The organism is Colwellia aquaemaris (genome assembly GCF_057548755.1).
Window position 1 is genome coordinate 808547 of the sequence record NZ_BAAJLV010000001.1, and the last position, 21827, is coordinate 830373.

The window sequence follows — 21827 nt, forward strand, 5'->3', positions numbered from 1 at the left end:
TTAATCTAAGCTATTTACTGTGTTAACAACGTTCTCAACGGTAAAACCAAAGTGTTCAAACAACGCATTACCAGGTGCAGACTCACCAAATGTTGTCATACCAACGACTTTGCCGCTAAAGCCAACATATTTGTACCAGAAATCTGTGTGAGCAGCTTCAATAGCAACGCGTTTAGTAACGTTTGCAGGTAATACTGATTCTTTGTAGTTGGCATCTTGTGCATCAAAGATATTAGTTGAAGGCATAGAAACCACACGTACCTTGTCACCAAGTTGCTCAGCAGCTTTTAGGGCTAATGACACTTCAGAGCCAGTTGCTATTAAAATAGTTTCTGGTGTACCTACGCTATCTTTTAAGATATATGCACCTTTAGCAATGTTTGCTACTTGTTCTGTATTGCGACTTAGTGCTGGTAAACCTTGGCGTGAAAAAATTAATGAAGTAGGGGCGTTTTGACGCTCTACTGCATTCTTCCAAGCTACCGCTGATTCAGTCGCATCTGCCGGACGCCATGTCACCATATTTGGCGTTGTACGTAAATTTGTCAACTGTTCTATTGGCTGATGCGTTGGGCCATCTTCACCTTGGCCAATAGAGTCATGAGTGTATACAAAAATATTTTGGATACCCATCAATGCCGACATACGTACCGCGTTACGAGCGTACTCCATAAACATCATAAATGTAGCACCGTAGTTAATGAAACCACCGTGTAATGAAATACCATTCATAATGCCGCTCATACCAAATTCACGAACGCCGTAGAAGATGTAGTTACCAGCTGCATCGTCTTGAATGCCTTTAGAACCAGACCATAAGGTTAAGTTAGAGCCTGCTAAATCTGCTGAACCGCCCATTAATTCTGGTAACACTTTACCAAAGGCTTCAATAGTATTTTGTGATGCTTTACGAGAAGCAACATTCTCAGCTTTTTCTTGGCATTCTAAAATATAAGCATTAGCTTTTTCTTCAAATTCTGCCGGTAAGTCGCCCTTAATTACACGACGCTCATATTCAGCAGCTAGCTCAGGGTGAGCGGCTTGATATGCGGCAAACTTTTCATTCCAGCTTGCTTGTTCGGAGCCGCCTTTTTCTTTTTGATCCCAATCAGCGTATACATCAGCTGGAATATCAAAAGGGGCATGCGGCCAGTTTAAGAATTCACGTGCCGCGGCAATTTCGTCATCACCTAATGGTGCGCCGTGACAATCATGAGTACCAGACTTGTTTGGTGAACCAAAACCGATAACCGTTTTACAACAAATCATGGTTGGCTTATCAGTGACGGCTTTTGCGGCTTCAATCGCTGCGGCAACTGCTGCGCTATCATGACCATCAACATCACTTATCACGTGCCAGCCGTAGGCTTCAAAGCGTGCTGGCGTATTGTCAGTAAACCACCCCTCAACTTCACCATCAATTGAAATGCCATTGTCATCCCAAAAGGCAATTAGCTTACCTAAGCCCAATGTACCAGCTAATGAACAGGCTTCATGAGAAATTCCTTCCATTAAGCAACCGTCACCTAAGAATACATAGGTGTTATGGTCAACAATATTATGACCTTCTCGGTTAAATTGTGCCGCTAAGGTTTTTTCAGCAATAGCCATACCGACAGCATTTGAAATACCAGCACCTAAAGGACCAGTTGTTGTTTCCACACCCGGTGTATAACCATATTCTGGGTGACCAGGGGTTTTAGAATGCAATTGACGGAAATTTTGTAATTCGTTAATTGGCAAATCATAGCCTGTTAAATGCAGTAATGAATAGATTAGCATTGAACCATGGCCATTAGATAAGATAAAACGATCGCGGTCAGCCCAGTTTGGATCCGTTGGGTTATGCTTTAGAAAATCACGCCATAAAACTTCAGCGATATCTGCCATGCCCATAGGGGCTCCAGGGTGTCCTGATTTAGCCTTTTGCACGGCATCCATGCTTAAAACTCGAATTGCATTGGCCAGTTGTTGACGCGACGGCATAATTGCTCCAATAATTGTAAAAGATGAAAGGATGAAAATTGCGCTTATTTTCGCCTAGAGTGCCCCCTCACTGCAAATTTAATTAGCACTTTTCTACGATTTTTTTTCTCTTAGTTATGTTTTTCAATCATCATCAGATATGTCTTTAATTAATCATGTGAATGATCATTTGCCTGTTCTGATATAGGTTTTAGATCTTAATTTAAAAAAAGCTTAAATATTATAGACTAAGCGCTTGAATTATGATCTAAGATCCTTTAATGTGGATTGGTTGTATGTACAAATAACAATAAAAAGATATAACCTGAACAGGAAAGAGTAATGAACAGGTCGTCGTCAAGAGGAGTTAAGCTGACAACGGTAATATTTGCTGTAGTAATATTAGCTGTATCGGCGATGTTGAGTAATAGCTCAGCTGCAGACGACAAGGATGTTGCAATAGAACAAAAAAGTGATGAATTGATTAACTAATTTGTCTTTTAAAATATAAACCTCGCTAAAGCGGGGTTTTTTTATGTTTTTTAATTAAGATCATTTTGAAAGTGGATGTTGTTATTCAACCCTAGGTGTAAATTTGAAAGGGTGGCGTCCCCACCAGGACTCGAACCTGGAGCAGCGGCTTAGGAGGCCGCAGTTTTATCCAGTTAAACTATGAGGACATAAATACTAGTTTATAAATTTGTAGAGAAATATCAATAGTTCAACTTGTGTAAAGCAGGGTGAGAATAGCAAAGTTTACTTGCAACTATTCAATCAAGGAGCCAATGCTTGTTTCTTATTGGCTCTCATGTTCAGTTAAAGTTTCCCTGCTAGTAGCGAATTGCCAAGTCATTCACCTGAATGTTATCTATGATGTGCTGTTCGGTTGTAGTGGCTCGTGCGCTGTCATTAGTAACCTCATTAACAATCACTTTATATGGGCTGACATTAAACCCTGGGTAAGATCTTTTGTCATCACTGATAAAATTTTCAAAGTGTAACAATGAAAACTCATCACCAACTTTAACACCATGGCGGCTGCCTAGATTAAAGGTGATATTATTGCCAGCAACTTGGACGATCCTTCCTTGAGTAGGCTGACACATCATATTTTCATCGATATCTGTAACCATATCGTCAAGTGTCTGGCTTATTTGCATGCCATAGTCACTTTGCCAAAAGTTGTGGCTTGAAACATCCACTTGCTTGCGTTTATCGAACTGCCAAGGAGCTGAAGTTTGATACTGCTTATCTAATACTCTTTCGCCCGTAGTACCGTCATGAATGTATAAGGCGATATTAAATTGGCGTTGATAGATATTTTCTTGCCAAAACTGCCATGTGTTATTTTCACTATTAGCCATTGATAAGTCTTGAATTTCAGAGAACAACACATACTGACTATTTGTCATATTTGCTAAAGATCTTGCGAGGTCTTTAAGTTGCTCCATCGCCAAACTTTGGTTAAGTCGAGAGAATTCTGTTTTAGTATTGAGCGCCAACTTGGTGTCGAGATAAATACCATTTTTTTGAATTTTGTTCGCCAATTGCTTAACTAATGTTTTATCAATTTTATAAATGTTGCCAATATTGGCCTGTTCTCGGTGCAATAAGTTGCTACGGGTTAATAACATTGATTTTTTATAATCAGCGGCAAAGCACTTCTTCTCTTGTGGGAATATATCTGCCCGTATAGTCACGGTGACTAAATTATCTGTATAGTTTTCACTGATAAGTTCAAAAGAGTTAACACTGCCACTTGCGCGAATATTAATTTCGTCTTGTGTAAGCAAACCATTGACCACTTGCTGAACACTCGATACTGAAGCTCCAGCGACTAACAACGCTTTTTTGAGAGCATTTTGCATTGCCCGGTTTTTAGCGGATTTACTGTCGTCATTTTTAATCGTTGCAGTACCTTGAGATTCATACCACTGACCAACACTCGTATTACTGTATATTGTTAAACTTATGGCGATTACACTAAGTTTTATTAACTTGTGCTTTAATAAACGACGATAAACTGGCTTTAACAACATAGTGATCTCTTAGTAACTGGAACGACAACTTAATTCGAATATGCATGTTTTATGCCTATTTAGTTATTTGTAAAAACTGGCGCGAATTATGCTTTGTTGTTGGCACTATTATTAATTTGATTTATGCATTAATTGAGGAGAGCTCAATGAAAAATTGGCTTTTAGCGATACTATTACCGGCACTTGCCTCCTGTTCTATGGTGGCAGAAGAAGATGATTTTTATCGTTCGTCATACAATGAAAAGCAAGAAATTGACAGCTTTGAACTACCTCGACACGCAATAAATGACGTGGTTAAAGGGCTGGCTTATCAGATGCTTGAAAGTAGCTCATTTGTAAACCCTAAAACACCTATTGCAATTGCATCATTTGTCGATCTCAAGAACTTGGAATCAACAAATTGGCTTGGAAATCAGCTATCTGAAAGCTTTGTACATGAAATGCAACGTCACGGTTTGGTGGTTATCGACTTTAAAACTACCGGTCATATTAGGGTAACTGCTGATGGCGATTATGTATTTAGTCGTGATTGGAAAGAGTTACCTGAACGCCAGATAATTGACTATGTTGTTACTGGCACCATGATGCAACAAGAGGAAGGGATATTGGTAAATGCTCGCATGATAGGTATGCAATCTCGAGTTGTTGTAGCTACTGCGCAATCTTTCATTCCATCTTGGGTGGTAGGTGATGATTTTAACCGCAATGAAAATGTGAAAATGAAAGACGGTATGATCCTCCGTGATAGTGCTATGTTGGTTGATGATGCTCGTGCTGTTGCCATACAGCAATAGATTAACGAATTAATATAGGTTTAATATGATTTCTTTATTAAGACGCGGTGCAGTTTTATTTGCTTTAACAATATTGACGGCATGTTCGTCAATTTATGATAAACATGTGGAATGGCAAACCGTGAAACCCGAAAGTTTTCCAGTATTAACGGCAATAGGGCAAGCGCCCATAAGTTTACAGAAATCAAAGCATGATACTCAAAAAATGCTTATGGCAATTAACGCATCTAAAATAGCCGCTTATGCAGAATTAGCCGAGCAAGTTTATGGGCAAACAATTGATGGTAAAACAACTATGTCTAATTTGGTTGTTGATAACCAAAAGTTAAGAGCGTCGGTACAAGGTATTATTCGTGGTGCTAAAGTTGTTAAGAGTTATCCGGTAGGTGATACGTATACCACTGAGTTGAGCTTAGATTTTAAAGATGTATATGACATCTATACAGCGTCATCGAACCGACAAGAAATTAAAGATATTTCTTACTATTAATTGACAGATATTTGTAAGTTCTCATTAAAACACCAGCTTTAGGCTGGTGTTTTAAATTTTAGAGCTATGACTTGCGCTACGAGCTAACAATAATTATTGAAGCTGTGAATTTTGCTATATAGATGTAGGGATGTTCTAGAGTACTCAGCTTTCACACTTTGCTTTCGTATTTTCTGCGCTAGTCAAACTTAAAGGCTAAAAGTGTTGCAACTGAGTAAATACTATCGTGAATTTTACTATTAGGCCTTAATTCCTAGGCTACTGAGTCCGCCAGAGGTTTTGCCTTTATTATCGTATGTCATAGAAGATTTATTATGACTTTCTAATAATGATGTTTTCATACGTTCAACCGAGAGTTGAGATTGATGTATGATCAAACCATTTACTTGATTTTGTTTTTTACAACGTAGCAAGATGGCTTCTATTTCTGATAGCTCATCAGCAAAGTTACCGGCTAGTTTTTCTTGCTTAAATTCAAAGCTTTGTCCTATGGCGTTATCTGTTTCTTGAATGGCAACAAGTAGGCTATTTTTCTCAGAGGTGAGCTCAATTAAAGCGTCTGGATTTTGCTGCTGTAAAATTTCTTTTTCGGCAGTTAATAACGTCTCTAATTGCGTCAATTGCGATAATTGTTTAGAAACCAATTGTTGGGGCGTTATTTTGTCAGACACTTTTTATTTCCTTGAAACTATAGGTTAGCCAAGCTCAAATTCAAAATTAGCAATGCTTGCAGCTAGCTTTTCTGGGTTTACTTTATAATCGCCAGACGCTATTGCACTTTTTAACTCGTCAATTTTCTTTTGATTTACCACAGGCGAGTCACCTGCTTTCTTTTGTAATTCACTCAATTGCTTTGCCTGCGGTGTAATTGAAACTGAATCACGAGGCGCCAATTTCGCTTGTTGCGATGCATTTGCGTTTTCTGTGACTTGTTGTTTAGTCTGAACTTGCTGCTCAAGTTTCTGTTTTACTTGACTGGGATTGTTCAAGTTATTGATATTTATCGCCATTATTAAATCCTACTTACAACAGTAATTGGTTTCTAACCTTGTATCGGCAAAACAATAGAAAACTTAAGAATTATTATAAATTAATTACTACTTGGTTAATAGCGTTAACTTGGCCACGAATTGTACGACCTGACTTATTATTTTTCACGGAAATAATATCACCTAAGCTGCCGTCTCGCAGCGCAGTTCCAGAAGACTTAATTTCAAAGCCGGCAGATTTCGCGATAATGTTCACAGGCTGTCCTTTGCATACAAAACAAGTGTTTTTGTCAGTGATGGCACTGCCTTTGGAAAGATTTCTCTTGATGCGAGCACCTGTGACGATTTTAGGCTCACTTAAAATTACGCCTCTAATTTTTGCGCTGTCTTTGAAAATCACTTCCATATTTGAATTATCAAGTAACGTACCTTTTGTTATACGTTTCTTGGTAACAAGGATAGGTACAATAGTTTGAATTTTTACAGGAATGAATAAATACCAAGGTTTTTCATCGTCACAAACAATTTTAACATTTACGTTCCTACCATTATGTTTTTCAGGTATATTTGCCTGTAAAGGCGATAGACAAGCTTGCAAAGTGATCCTAGGGTCTATTTGTGAAACTTCAATTAGCAGTTTTCCCTGTTCAGGCACTTGTATGTGCTTTTCAACGTGGGATTTTATAAAGTTAGTTAAATATTCACGATCAAAAACCATGGCATTGCTGACATTTAGCATTGCCAAATAAATAACGGTAATTTTTACTAATATCTTTAATTTATTCATAATTTTTTGATTTAGCTGCTAGGGAAATAAAAATACTCGTCTATGCTTTATTAAATAGAACTTCGCTCGATTTGCGTCAATAAAATTACGCTTTCGTTTAAAAGTTAATACTATCAAGATTTATGCCTTTGTTATATTTTCATCGGCATTTCCAATAGAGGTTTTTATGGCAGGTATATTAGATTCAGTAAATCAGCGCACACAACTGGTAGGTCAGAACCGATTGGAGCTACTGCTATTTAAGCTGGTAGGTAGGCAGCGCTTTGGCATTAACGTATTTAAAGTGCGCGAAGTTATGCCTTGCCCACGTTTGACATCATTACCTAAGCAAGACAAGTTTATTAAAGGTGTTGCCCATATTCGGGGCCAAACAATTTCAGTTATTGATTTAAGTAAAGCTACAGGTGGACCAGAAATTGTACAAACGGATGACAGTTTTGTCATTATTGCAGAGTACAATCGTAGCGTTCAAGGCTTCCTCGTTGCTGGTGTTGAGCGCATTGTAACATTGAGCTGGAAAGACATAATGCCGCCGCCAGAAGGTACCGGAAAGTCGAGCTATTTAACTGCGGTCACAGAAATTGATAAAGAAATGGTCTCGATTCTTGATGTTGAAAAGATCCTGAATGAAATTAGCCCAATTTCAACTGAGTTAAGTGAAGGCGTTGCAGATGAAACCGTTGGTGAGGAAGTTGGTGATAGGGTCATTATGATTGCTGATGATTCTACGGTTGCACGTAACCAAGTGAAACGAGCACTCGAGCCATTGGGTTTAAATATGTTATTGGCTAAGAATGGTCAAGACGCATTAACTCAGCTTGAAGCGATCGCCGAGGAGTGTAATAGCACGATCACGGAAAAGGTTGCCTTGCTTATCTCAGACATTGAAATGCCAGAAATGGACGGTTATACCTTAACGGCCGAAATTAAACAAAATGAACGTATGCGCGACGTTCCAGTAATTCTTCATACATCGTTAAGTGGTGTTTTTAACAACGCCATGGTGGAGAAAGTTGGCGCGGAAGATTTTATTCCTAAGTTTCATCCTGATGAACTGGCAACAGCGGTAAAGAAATGGTTGAAGCATGACGAAATATCGTCGTAGTTTTTTAATGATTAATATAGATGGATTATAACTAGTGCCAACTAAACAACTCGATGATAAAAGCTATCAGCAGTTTAGAACATTTCTAGAGCAGCAGTGCGGTATTGTATTAGGTGCAAGTAAGCAGTACTTAGTGAAAAGCCGATTAGCGCCATTAATGGCAAAGTTTGAAGTAGCGTCATTGTCAGATTTGGTGGCGCAAACCTTAAATCCAGTGAAGCGGCAATTACGTGCCGCAGTAATAGATGCTATGACCACAAACGAAACGTTGTGGTTTCGGGATGAGTATCCATTTGAGTTGTTAAAGAAAAAGTTACTGCCTGAATTTAAAGGGCAAAGAACCCCCTTAAAAATATGGTCTGCGGCAAGTTCATCTGGGCAAGAACCTTATTCTATTGCCATGGCTATTTATGAATACCAACAAAGTAACCCTGGCGCTTTTCCTGGTGGTGTACAAATTATTGGTACTGATATTTCAAATACCATGTTAGAACATTGTAAATATGCCCATTATGATAGCTTAGCATTGTCAAGAGGCCTGTCGTTAGAGCGTAAGCGTCAATTTTTTGAAAATGGCGATAACGGCATGTTAAAAGTCAAAAGTGTGATTAAAAACATGGTCAGTTTTCGACAGTTAAACTTGCTTAATAGCTATAGTTTAATGGGACGTTTTGATCTGGTTTTTTGTCGAAATGTTTTAATCTATTTTTCCCCAGAACTGAAAACACAAATTATCTCTCAGATTCATGGCACATTAAATAACAATGGTTATTTGTTTTTAGGTGCTTCTGAGTCGCTATCTGGAATCAGCCAAGACTTTAATATGAACCGCTGCAATCCAGGTATTGTTTACCAGAAAAAATAACCGTCAAAATAACTATGGCATAAATATTGTATTAGAAATCTCCATTAAATTGGAGGTTTCTTTATGGCTATTAGTTTTGAAAAAGCATTTGGTATTCACCCGCAGGGATTACAAGTACGTGCCCAGCGCGCAGAGCTTATTGCTAGTAATATAGCGAATGCCGATACCCCGGGCTACAAAGCAAAGGGAATGGATTTTCAAGCAGCGTTAGCACAAGCCTCCTCCAAACAACAAGCCGGTATGACACGTACCAATGAAAAACACTTTGATGTTCGCATGGAACTCAACAATGGTGTGGGCTATCGTGTGCCGGATCAACCAGATACAGGTGACGGTAATACCGTTGATGTACAAGTGGAACGAAACTTGTATCTAGAAAACTCTATGGAATATCAAGCAAGCCTGCAATTCCTTAATGGCAAGATTAAAGGCTTGAGAAAAGCAATCACTGGAGGGCAGTAATAATGAGCCTATTTAATGTATTTTCTATTTCTGGTACCGGTATGAGCGCACAGTCTGTACGCCTAAATACCACAGCCAGTAATATTGCTAACGCCGACAGTGTTAGCAGTAGTGTCGATGAAACGTATCGTGCACGCCATCCAGTTTTTGCCGCTGAGATGCAAAAAGCTGCCGCCGGGCAAAATGAGTCGGTCGGTGTACAAGTGCTAGGTGTTGTTGAAAGTAATAAACCATTAAATGTTGAGTACGCACCGGATCATCCAATGGCTGATGGTGAAGGTTATATCTATAAGCCAAATGTTAATGTTATCGAAGAAATGACTAACATGATTTCGGCGTCTCGCTCATATCAAACCAATGTGCAATTAGCAGAATCAGCAAAGAATATGCTGAATAAAACGCTAACACTTGGTCAACGCTAAGTTTATATAGGAATTTAAAATGGAAACAGTATCTGGTTCTAGTCCATTAGACAATATTCGTTGGCAGCAAGAAAATACAACGCCAGAAGCGGATAACAACCGCGGCATGTTAACGCAAGAAGACTTTTTTGCCTTGTTAACACAAGAGTTATCGCATCAAGATCCAACTAAGCCAGTAGAAAATAATGAGATGATTTCACAAATGACAGCATTCTCTACAACCGATGGTGTTTCGGAGCTTAATGATCAATTTACAAACTTTGCCGCGTCAATGTCATCTAGCCAAGCATTGCAAGCCTCTTCATTAGTTGGTCGTAGCGTTTTAGTTGACGATAACGTATTCGGTATGGAGCAAGGTGAAGAAGTTAAAGGTAAATTAATTACCGATAAGCCAGCATCTAATGTCAATATTTATGTAGAAAACGTTGCTGGTGAAATTATTCAAACCGTGCCGGTTGGCAGTGTTAAAGCTGGTGAGTTTACCTTTACTTGGGACGGCATGGGCTCTGATGGTGAACCGGCGCCAGAAGGCGCTTATCGTTTTCGTGTGGCTGGCCTAGTTGATGGTGAGGCCAATGAATTACAAGCCATGACGTATCGCAAAGTTGATAGTGTCACGTTGGCAGGTGCAGGCGGCAACATATTACTAAATCTTAATGGTGGCAGTTCGATGAAACTATCGGATGTTGTTGAAGTAACACAAGGTTAAATTAACAGAATTTTTTACGAGGTGAATTTATGTCATTCAATATCGCATTAAGCGGATTAAACGCCGCACAAAAAGACCTGGATGTTACATCCAATAACATTGCAAACGTAAACACCACAGGCTTTAAAGAGTCGCGAGCAGAATTTGTTGATGTTTATGCTGCTTCACTTTTATCTTCGGGTAAAACAAAAGTCGGTGATGGTGTATTAACCGCAGATGTAGCGCAGCAGTTTTCCCAAGGTAGTATTCAGTTTACTAATAATGCGCTAGATCTGGCGATAACAGGTAATGGATTTTTTGCCACAGTGCCGGAGTTAGGCAGCTTAGAAACATCATATACACGTGCAGGCCAGTTTAAACTAAATCAAGATAACTTTATTGTGAATTCGCAAGGCGGACATTTACTAGGCTTTCCTGTAAACCCTGACGGCACTTCTGCGTCCGTAAGTTTAAGTACAGCTGAGCCAATTCGAATCCCAACCGCTTCTGGTGCACCACAGCAATCTTCAGAAGTTGATATTCGTATGAACTTACCAGCTGGTGACTCATATATCTCGACCGCGCCAGGCAACTTTGACCCTGCAGATCCATTGACCTTTAATCACTCTACTTCAGTGACGATTTTTGACTCATTAGGTGACAGTCATATTATGACTTACTACTTTGTTAAAGATAACCCAAGCACTGCACCAAACCAATGGATGATGTTTGCTGCGGTTGACGGTAAAGTGATTGACTTAGATGATGATCCTGTTGTGCAAGCTGCGGCTGATGCATTAGTGGTGACTGAAACAGCGGCGGCCGCTGCGGCACAAGCCACTTATGATGCTATTGCCTCGCCAACTGCTGCTGATTTGGCAACACTTAACGCTGCTAAAACAGCACTTGCCAATGCAATAGCAGCGACAACTCCACAAGGGGGCACTGGTAGTGGTCCGTTAGCTCCAGGTGGCGTAAAAGGTGCTCGTTTATCGTATAACTCTTCGGGTGACTTTATAAGTCAGTCGCCGGCAGTAGGAAATGGTGGCATCCGAACGGTAGCATTTACCGATCACTTACCCAATGGTGCAGATCCAACTCAAACAGTAGCAATTGATTTTAATTTAGACCCTAATGGTCCAAACCCAAATGAGCCTACACAATTTGCCTCAAACTTTGAAGTTACCTCACTTCAACAAGATGGTTTGGCCGTTGGTCGACTAACAGGCCTAGATATAGGTGCAGATGGCTTAGTTCGTGCGACATACAGTAATGGTACTTCAGAGCCATTATCACGTATTGCGTTAGTAAACTTTGCAAATGAACAAGGCTTAACACAAGTGGGCAATACTGGCTGGAAAGAAAGTATCACGTCAGGTGAAGCATTAGCTGGGGAAGGTGGTTCAGGTACGTTTGGTACCATCAACTCTTCTGCTCTTGAGCAGTCTAATGTTAACTTAACATCTGAGTTGATTGACTTGATTTCAGCACAGCGAAATTTCCAAGCTAACTCGCGAGCGTTGGAAGTAGATAACCAATTAAACCAAACGATATTACAAATTCGTTAATTATTGAATCTAACTCAATCCCTTAAAAGCCAGGAAATATTTATTGTTGCCTGGTTTTTTATTTGTGAAAGTTTAATTTAAAATTTTTGTCCTAAAATCTGCCTATAAAATTAATGTTTGTAGCTTGGCATTTTAATTGCATTCTTCCACGTAAATGAAATTACCTTGAGTGGAGTTCCTTATGGATAAGATGTTGTACATCGCCATGAGCGGTGCAAAACAAAATATGCACGCCTTATCAGTTACTGCCAATAACCTCGCTAACGCTAAAACAACGGGCTTTAAAGCTGATCTTGCTAGTGCTCGTTCAATGCAAGCTTTTGGTGAAGGTTTACCTACTCGCGTATTTTCTATGACGGAAAGGTCAGGCCAAAACTTTGACAGTGGTGCATTTCTTACGACTGGACGTGATTTAGACCTTGCCATTCAAGGCCAAGGTTGGATGGCTGTGCAAACTCAAGATGGAAGCGAAGCCTATACCCGTAATGGCCAACTTAAGTTAAATGATAACGGTGCATTGGAAACATCCAGTGGTGATTTAGTCATCGGTGATAATGGCCCAATCTTTTTACCTTTACCCGTTAACAATATCGATATTTCGAGTGATGGAACTATTATGGTTCAGCCTGAAGGGGCACCAAGTTCTGTACAGGAAGAAGTTGGCCGCATAAAGCTTGTCAATCCTGATAACCGTTTTATTGAAAAAGGCAATGACGGCCTATTTCGTCGTAAAGACGGCAATGTCGAGCCAGCTGATATCACAGTAAAAGTCGCCAGTGGCGCAATTGAATCAAGTAACGTAAATCCTATTGGTGAAATGACCGATATGATCGCACTGCAACGTCAGTTTGAAATGCAGTTAAAAATGATGAAAACCGCCGAAGAAGTTGACTCAAGTGCCTCTTCATTATTACGCGCATTCTAATTAAATTTTCTCGAGGTGATGTATGAACCCAGCATTATGGATCAGTAAAACAGGCTTAGATGCTCAAACTAAAGAAATTGCGGTTATTTCAAATAACTTGGCAAACGCCAGTACAGTAGGCTTTAAGAAAAGTAGAGCGGTTTTTGAAGACTTACTTTATCAAAACATTAATCAGCCTGGTGGACGCTCGGCACAAGATACTGAAATGCCTTCAGGCCTGATGCTAGGTGCTGGTACTAAGGTAGTGGCGACACAAAAAATTCATACTCAAGGTGATATGTTAAACACTGATAATGCTTTAGATCTTATGATCCAAGGTGAAGGTATGTTTGAAATTTTAATGCCTGATGGCTCTTCGGCTTACTCTCGTAATGGTCAATTTACGATGGATGAAGAAGGTTCCATCGTAACTCCTGGTGCTGGTTATTTACTACAACCACAGATAACTGTTCCAGAAGACGCGCTAAGTATCATAGTGTCGCAAGATGGTGAAGTTTCAGTAACGTTGCAAGGGCAAGCAGAGCCAGCCGTGGTTGGGCAAATTAATACCGTTAATTTTGTTAATCCAACAGGATTAGAGCCTATAGGCCAAAACTTATATGTAGAAACGGCTGTTAGTGGCGCGCCTCAAGAAGGTGTTCCAGGTTTGGCTGGCTTTGGCATGATAGTGCAGGGAGCGTTAGAAACTTCTAATGTTAATACCACAGAAGAGTTAGTTAATCTGATTGAAAGTCAACGCGTTTATGAAATGAACTCAAAAGTTATTTCAGCAGTAGATCAAATGCTTAGCTATATTAACCAGCAGTTATAAGATTTAGGGAGCGGATGATGAGTAAACAAGATGCTTCATTAAAATTAAGATGCATAAGTGCAGGAGTTATTGCTTTATTGATGAGTGCTTGCGCTAGTGTTGAGCAGGCAAAAACATTGCCAGACGATCCAGACTTTGCGCCTATTTTACCTGAGATGAATGATGAACCATTGGTGCCAACGGGATCATTATTTAAAGTGAATTACGTTAATAACATTTATTCCGACTCAAAAGCGCATCGAGTCGGCGATATTATTTCGGTGATTTTAAGTGAAAGTACGCAAGCGCAGAAAAATGCTAAAACTGAATTAAAGAAAGAAAATAGTGCAACTTTACAGCCAATAACGGGGTTTGGTGGCACGCCAATTAATATTAAAAATAAGTCGATTCAATTTGGTTATGATCAAGAGTCTGACTTTAAAGGTGATTCAAAAGCAAACCAAGGTAATAGTCTGTCAGGAAATATATCTGTTCATGTTTTAAGAGTTTTACCAAATGGTAATTTAATGATTCGTGGCGAAAAATGGATGACCTTAAACAATGGCGACGAATATATTCGCTTAACCGGTATTATTCGCTCACAAGATATCAGCTCAAATAACACCATTACCTCAAGTAAAGTGGCAAATGCTCGTATTCAATACGCCGGCACTGGTGCTTTTGCCGATGCGCAAGAGCAAGGTTGGCTATCTAAATTTTTCAGTAGTTCATGGTGGCCTTTATAAAGGATAATATGATGAAAAAGTTAATTTGTAGTTTATGTTGCCTCGCATTTATTTTGTCTTTATCCAGTGCTAACGCGCAACGTATAAAAGATCTCGCTGATGTTGCAGGTGTGCGTAGTAACCAATTGATAGGTTATGGTTTAGTTGTTGGTTTACCTGGCACGGGTGAACAAAGCCCGTTTACCGAGCAGAGTTTTAAAACCATGCTGAGTAATTTTGGTATAACCATGCCACCTAATTTAAAGCCCAAAATTAAGAATGTTGCAGCCGTGGCGGTTCATGCCGAATTACCTGCATTTTCAAAACCAGGGCAAAAAATTGACGTAACAGTATCGTCAATGGGAAGTGCGCAAAGTTTACGTGGCGGTACGTTACTTCAAACTATCTTGATGGGATTAGATGGTAATGCTTATGCCGTTGCCCAAGGCAGCTTAGTGGTAAGTGGCTTAGGCGCCGAAGGTTTAGATGGCTCAAAAGTTATTGCTAATACCCCCACAGTTGGCCGTATTGCGAACGGAGCTATGGTTGAACGAGAAGTAATATCACCATTTACGTCAGGTGACTATATTACTTTTAATTTGCACAATGCCGATTTTACCACCGCAAAACGATTATCAGACACCATCAACAACTTAATTGCTGGCTCGGCACGTGCTGTAGACGCAGCATCGGTGAAAGTTACGGCGCCACGAGATGCTGCAGACAGAGTAAGTTTTTTAGCAACGTTAGAAAATTTAGAGTTCGAACCAGATTCTCCATCGGCGAAAATTATTGTTAACTCGCGTACCGGTACCATAGTCATAGGTGCTGATGTTCGCTTATTGCCGGCGGCAATTACTCATGGTGGAATTACCGTCACTATCAATGAAACTGAAAATGTCTCGCAACCCAATGCTTTTGCTGACGGTGATACAGTAACGACAACGCAATCTATCATCGACGTAAATCAAGATGACTCGCGCATGTTTGTGTTTGATCCAGGTGTTACCTTAGATGCCTTGGTTCGCGCAATTAATCAGGTTGGTGCAGGGCCAGGTGATGTAATGGCAATTTTAGAAGCCTTAGATCAAGCCGGTGCGTTACGTGGAGATTTGGTCATTATTTAATGACCAATGAATTTTTATTATGACCACACGCATTGCTGACGCACAGAACTTTTTAGATATTAATGGCTTAAACTCGATTCGCCAAGATGCGAAAACTGGTGACAATGCCAGTAAAGAGGCTGCTTTAGAGCAGGCTGCTAAGCAGTTTGAAGCGATTTTTATGCAAATGCTGATGAAAAGTATGCGCAAAGCGCAAGAAGTGTTGGAGTCAGATAGTCCATTTAACTCAGAGTCAACCAAGTTTTATCGTGACATGCACGATCAACAAATGTCACTGGAAATGTCGAATAATGGCTCATTAGGTTTATCTGAGCTTATTGTACGTCAACTCGGTGGCGATAGTGAAAATTACAAGCCTCATACCATATTACGCTCGGATGGAAATATCGACAGCCGGGGTAGTGTACGTGTTACTCAAGGTTCCTTGTTAACAAGTCGAAATGTTGTCAACGATCTGTCAAGTAAACAAGATCCTGAGAAAGATCGTCAAACAAATGGCTCTAACTTAGCGAAGTTGGCAAATCAGTTACAAAATCCTACTTTTGCACAACCACAAGACTTTGTTAGCGCATTAACGGCAGATGCTAAACGCGTGCAAGATAAAATAAATGTACCTTTTGAAGTTGTGATTGCGCAAGCCGCATTAGAAACCGGTTGGGGACAAAAAATTATTAAGACCGAGACCGGTAAAAGTTCCAATAACTTATTTAACATTAAGGCCGATAGACGCTGGGCTGGCGAAAAAACTCATAAAGAAACTTTAGAGTTTGAAAATGGCGCTATGGTAAAAAAACGAGAGCCATTTAGAGTTTATGAGTCTATTGGTCAAAGTGTTAATGACTACTTAAATTTACTTACTGGTAGTGAACGTTATCAAGGTGCATTAGAAAAATCTGAAAATGTGGAACAATTTCTGCATAGCCTACAGAGTGCTGGTTATGCAACCGACCCCAATTACGCAAAAAAAATAATGGGAACACTTCGGACAGTAACCAGCTTATTAAATAAATAAGTTTAGCCAAATATTTCGACGACGAAATAGGGTTACTGTAGGAGTTTAGGTCATGTCGATTAATCTTTATCAAACTGGTGTTAGTGGTTTACTGTCCGCACAACAGCAGTTGGCGACGACAGGGCATAACATAGCCAATGTTAATACCGAAGGTTATACCCGCCAGCGTACTGAGCAAGGTGCAGCCATTGGCAACTTTAACGGCGGTAACTTTATTGGCTCAGGAACTTATGTTCAAGACATTACTCGCATCTATGATCAATTCTCTTATAAAGAACAACTGCTAAACAAAAGTAACTTAGGCAATGCAAGTTCCATTAGTTTAGATCTCAATCAGTTAAACCAAATAATGTCTTTTTCTGGTGAGGCCATTGGTGGCTCCATCGATAGGCTTTATCAAGCTGTAAATGGCATTGCCGATAACCCCAATGATATCGGTCTACGTAACATTGCCCTAAGTCAAGCTAGTGTCTTGGTTAATGACTTCAACAGTATTAACCATAATTTAGACCAATTGGAAAAATCGACCAACGGTGAAATTGAGCAAATAGCTAATAAAATTTCACAAATCTCTGTTGAATTAGCAAAAATGAACGATCAAATTCTGCAGAATAAAGATTTAACTTTGAAAGGTCAGCCTAATGACTTGTTGGATAGACGAGATCAGTTAATTACTGAATTAGGTGAATATACTTCTGTTAATACCGTGCAAGATGCCAATGGCGTTATGACTGTTATGATAGGCAGTGGTGCAACATTGGTGGCGGGTATTACACCGTTAACTGTGGGTGTTGAAGCGGGAAATCCCGATCCGATGCAAACTCAGCTTAAATTGATTGGACCAAACAGCACGGTTGCACTCGATGGTTCAAGATTAGGTGGGCAAATAGCAGCTAAGTTTGAATACCGTGACGAACATGTTACTAAAGCACGTAGTGAAATCAATCGTTTAGCCATGGCTGTTTCTGAAACATTAAATCAAGCACAGTCCCAAGGACTTGATTTAAATGGTAAACAAGGTGCCAATTTTTTTACTGATATTAACACCACGCAATTACAAAGCTCGAGAGTATTACCTTCGTCAAAAAATGCAGGAACGGTGCAAGCAGGTGCTACGATTACCGATGTTTCATTAGTACCTACAAATGAATTTACCATTAAGTTTGATGGCACTGATTATATTATGACTAATGAGCTCGATGGTAGCGAAACCACCTTGGTGGAATCCCCTGTGGGCTCAGGTGTTTATCCAACCAACTTTGGCTTCGAATTTAACGTTAATACCGGCGCGCCGAGTGCAGATGATAGCTTTACGATACGCCCGACAGAAAATAGTGCGGCACTTATGAATGTCACACTTACTGATCCGAAAGGAATTGCAGCAAGTTCTGCGATTTCGGTTGAGGCAAATGACAATAATGTCAGTAATGGCTCTGTCAATATCACAAATGTATTAGATCCAGAGTTAGCTCGCTCATTTACTAACGGTACCAATGCAAACATAACTGTTGATGTTTACGAAAGCGCACCTGGTACTTTTGACTATCGTGTTTATGATGCGGCAAATCCACCACCGGCTCCTACCTTGGCGGCTGGTAGTTTTGCTGCGGGGGCCACTGCCGTTATTGATATGCCGCCAGCAACAACTCCGCCTGCATTTCAAATTGAAATTGGTGGATCCCCAGTAGGGCAAGGAACATTAGCCAGAGAGAAATTTACTATCTCAGATGCATTTGGCTCAGGTAATGGCAGCAATGCTACCTTTATGGCATCAACGCAAGAACAACAAATTCTAGGTGGCGGTAAACAAACTTTCAGCCAAGCGTTAGCCAATGCCACGGCAGAAGTTGGTTCAAATGCAAGTTCTGCTGAAGTCGTTGCCGACACTGCGCAGTCGTTATTTACCCAAGCGTTTAATCGTAATCAATCTAAGTCAGGGGTTAACCTTGATGAAGAAGCAGCCAACATGCTGAAGTACCAACAGGCTTACCAAGCATCATCACAGATCATTTCGGTAGCAAATACAATTTTTGACACTTTGTTATCAGTGGCTAGATAGGACTTATTATGCGCGTTTCAACAGCACAATTTTATATTCAAAATGGCTTACAAATGTCGAATCAACAGGCAGGCGTTAATGAGCAAGTTAATTACATCTCAAGTGGTAAACGTGTAATTACTGCCAAAGATGATGCGGTTGCCTATGGCACATTAGCGGGCTACAAGAATGACCTTGCTAATATTGAAAAATATCAACGAAATATTACCCAAGCAGAAAACCACAATAGTTTAATTGATACCTCATTAGCGAATGCTGAGGGCATTATGAATGAACTAAAAGATTTAATGCTACAAGCAAACAGTGGTGTTCGTTCCGATGATGACTTAGCCTCAATTGCTCAACAAGCTAGTCATAGCTTGCAACAGATACTCGATATTGCCAATAGCCAAGATGAAACCGGAGGCTATGTTTTTGCAGGATATCAAATAGATGATGCTCCTTTTGTTTTACAAGCGGATAACACAGTAAATTATCGCGGTGACAATGGTGTTAGAGAGTTACAAATAGCTAAAAATGTCAATATAGCGACTAATCAAAGTGGTGAGCAAGTATTTCAAAAAGTACCTAATGCTCTTGGTGATTTTACGCCTACATATAATACCAACACTTCGGGAATTCAGGTTGAGAGCGCAATAATAGCCGATCCAAGTATTTATAATAGTGCTGTCAATCCTGCTGACTTTACTTTTAACTTCACAACAGCGACAGATCTTACAATTACCGATGGCGCGGGCAACGTAACAAATATTGCCGGTTACGTGCCAGGGCAAACCATTGCCTTTAACGGAATTGAGGTTAAATTGAGCGGCAACCCATTGCCGGGTGACAATTTTTCTTTGAGCCCAGAAGAAAATATCAGTGTTTTTGACACATTAAAGTCAGCGATTGATTGGATTGAGAATAAAACTAGCGCCGGCGATGATCCACAAGTGCAAGTTGACTTTAACCAGACACTTGAGCAATTAAATGACGCAATGAATCACTTAACTTCTCGTCGAGCGCAGTCAGGTATTAATCTGCAAGTTATTGATCGTCAAAAAAGTAACCATTTGGATACTGAACTGTATTTATCGTCGGGGCGTTCATCAATTGAAGATTTAGATTTTGCCAAAGCAATTTCAACCTTTGAGCAATCGAAAATTGCACTGCAGGCGGCTCAACAGTCGTTTACTCAAGTGCAAAGTTTATCTCTTTTTAATTATATTCGATAACTTTAATGACTTTTTATTTTTGGCATTGATTATGCTTAAAAATAATTAGAATAGAAAAATGGCGATTTAGCATGACGTGTGTAAGTCGTATATTTATGGCTGTTAAGGCCAATGAAGCCCAACTGCATTGCATAAATAATTTTAGCAATTATGAATTGAGGGCTGAAATAAGCAGCGTTGAATACAAAGGGCTGAAATCAGCAATCAACGTAAACAATGTAAAAGATAATTTTAATTACTAGGAGTCTATCATGGCCTTATCTGTAGTAACTAACACGGCATCATTGAATGCTCAACGTAACTTAACTAAGTCAGGCGAAGGTTTGGCCACAGCGATGCAGCGTTTATCATCTGGTATGCGTATTAACAGTGCAAGAGATGATGCTGCTGGTTTACAAATTTCAAATCGACTGACATCGCAAATCGGTGGTTTAGGTGTAGCACAACGTAATGCCAATGATGGTATTTCAATGGCGCAAACCGCTGAAGGTGCTATGCAGGAATCAACTAATATCTTGCAACGTATGCGTGATCTAGCCCTGCAAGCAGCGAATGGCTCAAACTCCGCGTCTGATCGTGAAGCACTGCAAAAAGAAGTTTCAGCTTTACAAACAGAATTAACTCGTATCGCAGAAACGACATCGTTTGGTGATACTCAGTTATTAAATGGCTCTTTTGGCACCCGTTCTTTCCAAGTTGGTGCTAATGCTAATGAAACTATTTCAATCGGCTTAAGTAGTATTAAAGCATCAGATATAGGTACGAATAAAGCAGATTTATCTAGTGCAACTGCGGGCGGCCTTGGTCAAGTTGCTGGCGCAACTGCAACGGCTGATACAACAGGCGGTAATAATGTTGTAGCTTCTAGTTACGATATTACAGGTAAAAGTGGTACAACAATTAACATTACAACGGCGGCGGATGAAGAAGCTTCATCAATAGCAACCAAGTTTAATGCTGTTACGGGCACCACAGGTGTTTCAGCTGACGCTAGAACACAAGTAGAGTTAAGTAATATAACCGCAGTTGGTAATGTGAGCTTTACTTTAAATGGCTCAGTAATTTCGGCAACTGCCGATTTAAATGAAATTGCTAATGCGATTAACGAAAAATCTGGTCAAACACGTGTAGCGGCAACAATTAGTGATACCGGCACTTTAATGTTGACCGATGAAACAGGTAGAGACATAAAGATTGATAATTTTAAAGAAGCTGGGGCAACAGGAACAATAGATGCAAAAGGTGTCGCATATGATGGCACTGTATCTACTGTAACAAATACTTTAGGCGCGGCAACAGGTACCGACTCAACGGTTATTGGTGGTACTATTCGCTTAAATTCAACTGAAAGTTATGCTGTTACAGGTAATGATGCGTCTTTGGCTAATGCAACGACAGCACAAGTGTCGACATTGAATGCTGTAGGTACAGTTGATATTAACACGCAAGATGGTGCGCAAAATGCGCTAGATGTTATTGATGGTGCTTTGTCGCAAATCGACTCACAACGTGCGAGCTTAGGTGCTATCCAAAACCGCTTTAGTCATACCATTAGCAATTTAGCGAATATTCAAGAAAATGTATCAGCTTCAAGAAGCCGAATTCAAGATACAGATTTTGCGGTAGAAACTGCTAATATGACAAAAAATCAAATTCTCCAGCAAGCAGGAACGTCAATTTTAGCGCAAGCTAATCAGATCCCACAAGCGGCAATAAGCTTAATTGGTGGTTAATTAGAACTACTTTGAAGTCAAAAAGGTTGAAAGTGATTTCAGCCTTTTTTGCTTTATAGCACGCATTA

22 protein-coding genes and 1 tRNA gene are annotated in these 21827 nt (G+C 39.9%); 17 read left to right on the forward strand and 6 right to left on the reverse strand.

The genetic code is table 11. The features are described 5' to 3' along the window. The gene (gene tkt / locus AC27HL_RS03570) at window positions 1-1986 is read right to left on the reverse strand and encodes a transketolase (protein ID WP_487078993.1); all 1986 of its coding nucleotides are present in this window, start codon (window positions 1984-1986) and stop codon (window positions 1-3) included. A gap of 321 nt (window positions 1987-2307) precedes the next feature. On the opposite strand from tkt, the gene AC27HL_RS03575 reads away from it, so the two are divergent. Next, a complete protein-coding gene (locus tag AC27HL_RS03575) occupies window positions 2308-2457 on the forward strand; it encodes a hypothetical protein (RefSeq protein ID WP_487078994.1) in 150 nt (49 codons plus the stop codon). 112 nt (window positions 2458-2569) lie between these two features. Here the strand turns inward: AC27HL_RS03575 and AC27HL_RS03580 are convergent. Beyond that, window positions 2570-2645 (reverse strand) — tRNA-Arg (locus tag AC27HL_RS03580). A 150-nt stretch (window positions 2646-2795) separates the two neighbouring features. Further along, entirely contained in the window at window positions 2796-4004 is a 1209-nt protein-coding gene (locus tag AC27HL_RS03585; protein WP_487078995.1) for a flagellar assembly protein T N-terminal domain-containing protein, read from the reverse strand. A gap of 146 nt (window positions 4005-4150) precedes the next feature. Here AC27HL_RS03585 and AC27HL_RS03590 point away from each other — a divergent pair, with 146 nt between their 5' ends. Together AC27HL_RS03590 and AC27HL_RS03595 are read left to right on the forward strand one after the other, a co-directional pair. Beyond that, window positions 4151-4798 (forward strand): FlgO family outer membrane protein, encoded by a 648-nt coding sequence (locus tag AC27HL_RS03590; RefSeq protein ID WP_487078996.1) that lies wholly within the window; start codon window positions 4151-4153, stop codon window positions 4796-4798. A gap of 25 nt (window positions 4799-4823) precedes the next feature. Then, window positions 4824-5288, forward strand: coding sequence for an LPP20 family lipoprotein (locus tag AC27HL_RS03595; RefSeq protein ID WP_487078997.1), 465 nt, complete (start codon window positions 4824-4826; stop codon window positions 5286-5288). Window positions 5289-5527: 239 nt separating this feature from the next. On the opposite strand, the gene AC27HL_RS03600 is transcribed toward AC27HL_RS03595, so the two are convergent. The 3 genes from AC27HL_RS03600 to flgA form a co-directional block, all read right to left on the reverse strand. After that, entirely contained in the window at window positions 5528-5959 is a 432-nt protein-coding gene (locus tag AC27HL_RS03600; protein WP_487078998.1) for a flagella synthesis protein FlgN, read from the reverse strand. 24 nt (window positions 5960-5983) lie between these two features. Then, window positions 5984-6298, reverse strand: a complete 315-nt coding sequence (gene flgM / locus AC27HL_RS03605; protein ID WP_487078999.1) for a flagellar biosynthesis anti-sigma factor FlgM — start codon at window positions 6296-6298, stop codon at window positions 5984-5986. 73 nt (window positions 6299-6371) lie between these two features. Next, window positions 6372-7064, reverse strand: coding sequence for a flagellar basal body P-ring formation chaperone FlgA (gene flgA / locus AC27HL_RS03610; RefSeq protein WP_487079000.1), 693 nt, complete (start codon window positions 7062-7064; stop codon window positions 6372-6374). Window positions 7065-7230: 166 nt separating this feature from the next. Between flgA and AC27HL_RS03615 the strand changes: the two genes are divergently transcribed. The 14 genes from AC27HL_RS03615 (at window position 7231) to AC27HL_RS03680 (ending at window position 21759) form a co-directional block, all read left to right on the forward strand. Then, window positions 7231-8169, forward strand: a complete 939-nt coding sequence (locus AC27HL_RS03615) for a chemotaxis protein (protein ID WP_487079001.1) — start codon at window positions 7231-7233, stop codon at window positions 8167-8169. Between the two features lie 34 nt (window positions 8170-8203). Then, window positions 8204-9034: a CheR family methyltransferase gene (locus AC27HL_RS03620; RefSeq protein WP_487079002.1), complete on the forward strand. Its 831-nt coding sequence runs from the start codon at window positions 8204-8206 to the stop codon at window positions 9032-9034. 63 nt (window positions 9035-9097) lie between these two features. Then, a complete protein-coding gene (gene flgB, locus AC27HL_RS03625; RefSeq protein WP_487079003.1) occupies window positions 9098-9496 on the forward strand; it encodes a flagellar basal body rod protein FlgB in 399 nt (132 codons plus the stop codon). 2 nt (window positions 9497-9498) lie between these two features. After that, window positions 9499-9918 (forward strand): flagellar basal body rod protein FlgC, encoded by a 420-nt coding sequence (gene flgC, locus AC27HL_RS03630; RefSeq protein ID WP_487079004.1) that lies wholly within the window; start codon window positions 9499-9501, stop codon window positions 9916-9918. Window positions 9919-9937: 19 nt separating this feature from the next. After that, window positions 9938-10627 (forward strand): flagellar hook assembly protein FlgD, encoded by a 690-nt coding sequence (locus AC27HL_RS03635; RefSeq protein ID WP_487079005.1) that lies wholly within the window; start codon window positions 9938-9940, stop codon window positions 10625-10627. A 29-nt stretch (window positions 10628-10656) separates the two neighbouring features. Next, on the forward strand, window positions 10657-12174 hold the full coding sequence (locus AC27HL_RS03640) for a flagellar hook protein FlgE (RefSeq protein ID WP_487079006.1): 1518 nt from the start codon (window positions 10657-10659) through the stop codon (window positions 12172-12174). Between the two features lie 181 nt (window positions 12175-12355). Further along, entirely contained in the window at window positions 12356-13099 is a 744-nt protein-coding gene (gene flgF, locus AC27HL_RS03645) for a flagellar basal-body rod protein FlgF (protein WP_487079007.1), read from the forward strand. Window positions 13100-13121: 22 nt separating this feature from the next. Then, window positions 13122-13910 (forward strand): flagellar basal-body rod protein FlgG, encoded by a 789-nt coding sequence (flgG, locus tag AC27HL_RS03650; protein WP_487079008.1) that lies wholly within the window; start codon window positions 13122-13124, stop codon window positions 13908-13910. A gap of 17 nt (window positions 13911-13927) precedes the next feature. Further along, complete coding sequence (gene flgH, locus AC27HL_RS03655) at window positions 13928-14635, forward strand: flagellar basal body L-ring protein FlgH (protein WP_487079894.1); 708 nt, start codon at window positions 13928-13930, stop codon at window positions 14633-14635. 11 nt (window positions 14636-14646) lie between these two features. Next, window positions 14647-15741, forward strand: a complete 1095-nt coding sequence (locus AC27HL_RS03660; RefSeq protein WP_487079009.1) for a flagellar basal body P-ring protein FlgI — start codon at window positions 14647-14649, stop codon at window positions 15739-15741. Between the two features lie 19 nt (window positions 15742-15760). Next, window positions 15761-16753, forward strand: a complete 993-nt coding sequence (gene flgJ / locus AC27HL_RS03665) for a flagellar assembly peptidoglycan hydrolase FlgJ (RefSeq protein WP_487079010.1) — start codon at window positions 15761-15763, stop codon at window positions 16751-16753. A 52-nt stretch (window positions 16754-16805) separates the two neighbouring features. Beyond that, window positions 16806-18812: a flagellar hook-associated protein FlgK gene (gene flgK / locus AC27HL_RS03670; protein WP_487079011.1), complete on the forward strand. Its 2007-nt coding sequence runs from the start codon at window positions 16806-16808 to the stop codon at window positions 18810-18812. Between the two features lie 8 nt (window positions 18813-18820). Continuing rightward, on the forward strand, window positions 18821-20026 hold the full coding sequence (gene flgL / locus AC27HL_RS03675) for a flagellar hook-associated protein FlgL (RefSeq protein ID WP_487079012.1): 1206 nt from the start codon (window positions 18821-18823) through the stop codon (window positions 20024-20026). A gap of 251 nt (window positions 20027-20277) precedes the next feature. Then, window positions 20278-21759, forward strand: a complete 1482-nt coding sequence (locus AC27HL_RS03680) for a flagellin (protein ID WP_487079013.1) — start codon at window positions 20278-20280, stop codon at window positions 21757-21759. The last annotated feature ends 68 nt before the right edge of the window (window positions 21760-21827 follow it).

Coding starts and splice junctions, on each gene's coding strand:
- AC27HL_RS03575 (WP_487078994.1), top strand. CDS start 2,308: ATGAACAGGTCGTCGTCAAGAGGAGTTAAGCTGACAACGGTAATATTT.
- flgK (WP_487079011.1), top strand. CDS start 16,806: ATGTCGATTAATCTTTATCAAACTGGTGTTAGTGGTTTACTGTCCGCA.
- AC27HL_RS03640 (WP_487079006.1), top strand. CDS start 10,657: ATGTCATTCAATATCGCATTAAGCGGATTAAACGCCGCACAAAAAGAC.
- flgF (WP_487079007.1), top strand. CDS start 12,356: ATGGATAAGATGTTGTACATCGCCATGAGCGGTGCAAAACAAAATATG.
- flgH (WP_487079894.1), top strand. CDS start 13,928: ATGAGTAAACAAGATGCTTCATTAAAATTAAGATGCATAAGTGCAGGA.
- flgJ (WP_487079010.1), top strand. CDS start 15,761: ATGACCACACGCATTGCTGACGCACAGAACTTTTTAGATATTAATGGC.
- flgB (WP_487079003.1), top strand. CDS start 9,098: ATGGCTATTAGTTTTGAAAAAGCATTTGGTATTCACCCGCAGGGATTA.
- AC27HL_RS03660 (WP_487079009.1), top strand. CDS start 14,647: ATGAAAAAGTTAATTTGTAGTTTATGTTGCCTCGCATTTATTTTGTCT.
- AC27HL_RS03680 (WP_487079013.1), top strand. CDS start 20,278: ATGGCCTTATCTGTAGTAACTAACACGGCATCATTGAATGCTCAACGT.
- AC27HL_RS03615 (WP_487079001.1), top strand. CDS start 7,231: ATGGCAGGTATATTAGATTCAGTAAATCAGCGCACACAACTGGTAGGT.
- AC27HL_RS03585 (WP_487078995.1), bottom strand. CDS start 4,004: ATGTTGTTAAAGCCAGTTTATCGTCGTTTATTAAAGCACAAGTTAATA.
- flgA (WP_487079000.1), bottom strand. CDS start 7,064: ATGAATAAATTAAAGATATTAGTAAAAATTACCGTTATTTATTTGGCA.
- AC27HL_RS03590 (WP_487078996.1), top strand. CDS start 4,151: ATGAAAAATTGGCTTTTAGCGATACTATTACCGGCACTTGCCTCCTGT.
- AC27HL_RS03595 (WP_487078997.1), top strand. CDS start 4,824: ATGATTTCTTTATTAAGACGCGGTGCAGTTTTATTTGCTTTAACAATA.
- flgC (WP_487079004.1), top strand. CDS start 9,499: ATGAGCCTATTTAATGTATTTTCTATTTCTGGTACCGGTATGAGCGCA.
- tkt (WP_487078993.1), bottom strand. CDS start 1,986: ATGCCGTCGCGTCAACAACTGGCCAATGCAATTCGAGTTTTAAGCATG.
- AC27HL_RS03635 (WP_487079005.1), top strand. CDS start 9,938: ATGGAAACAGTATCTGGTTCTAGTCCATTAGACAATATTCGTTGGCAG.
- flgG (WP_487079008.1), top strand. CDS start 13,122: ATGAACCCAGCATTATGGATCAGTAAAACAGGCTTAGATGCTCAAACT.
- flgM (WP_487078999.1), bottom strand. CDS start 6,298: ATGGCGATAAATATCAATAACTTGAACAATCCCAGTCAAGTAAAACAG.
- flgL (WP_487079012.1), top strand. CDS start 18,821: ATGCGCGTTTCAACAGCACAATTTTATATTCAAAATGGCTTACAAATG.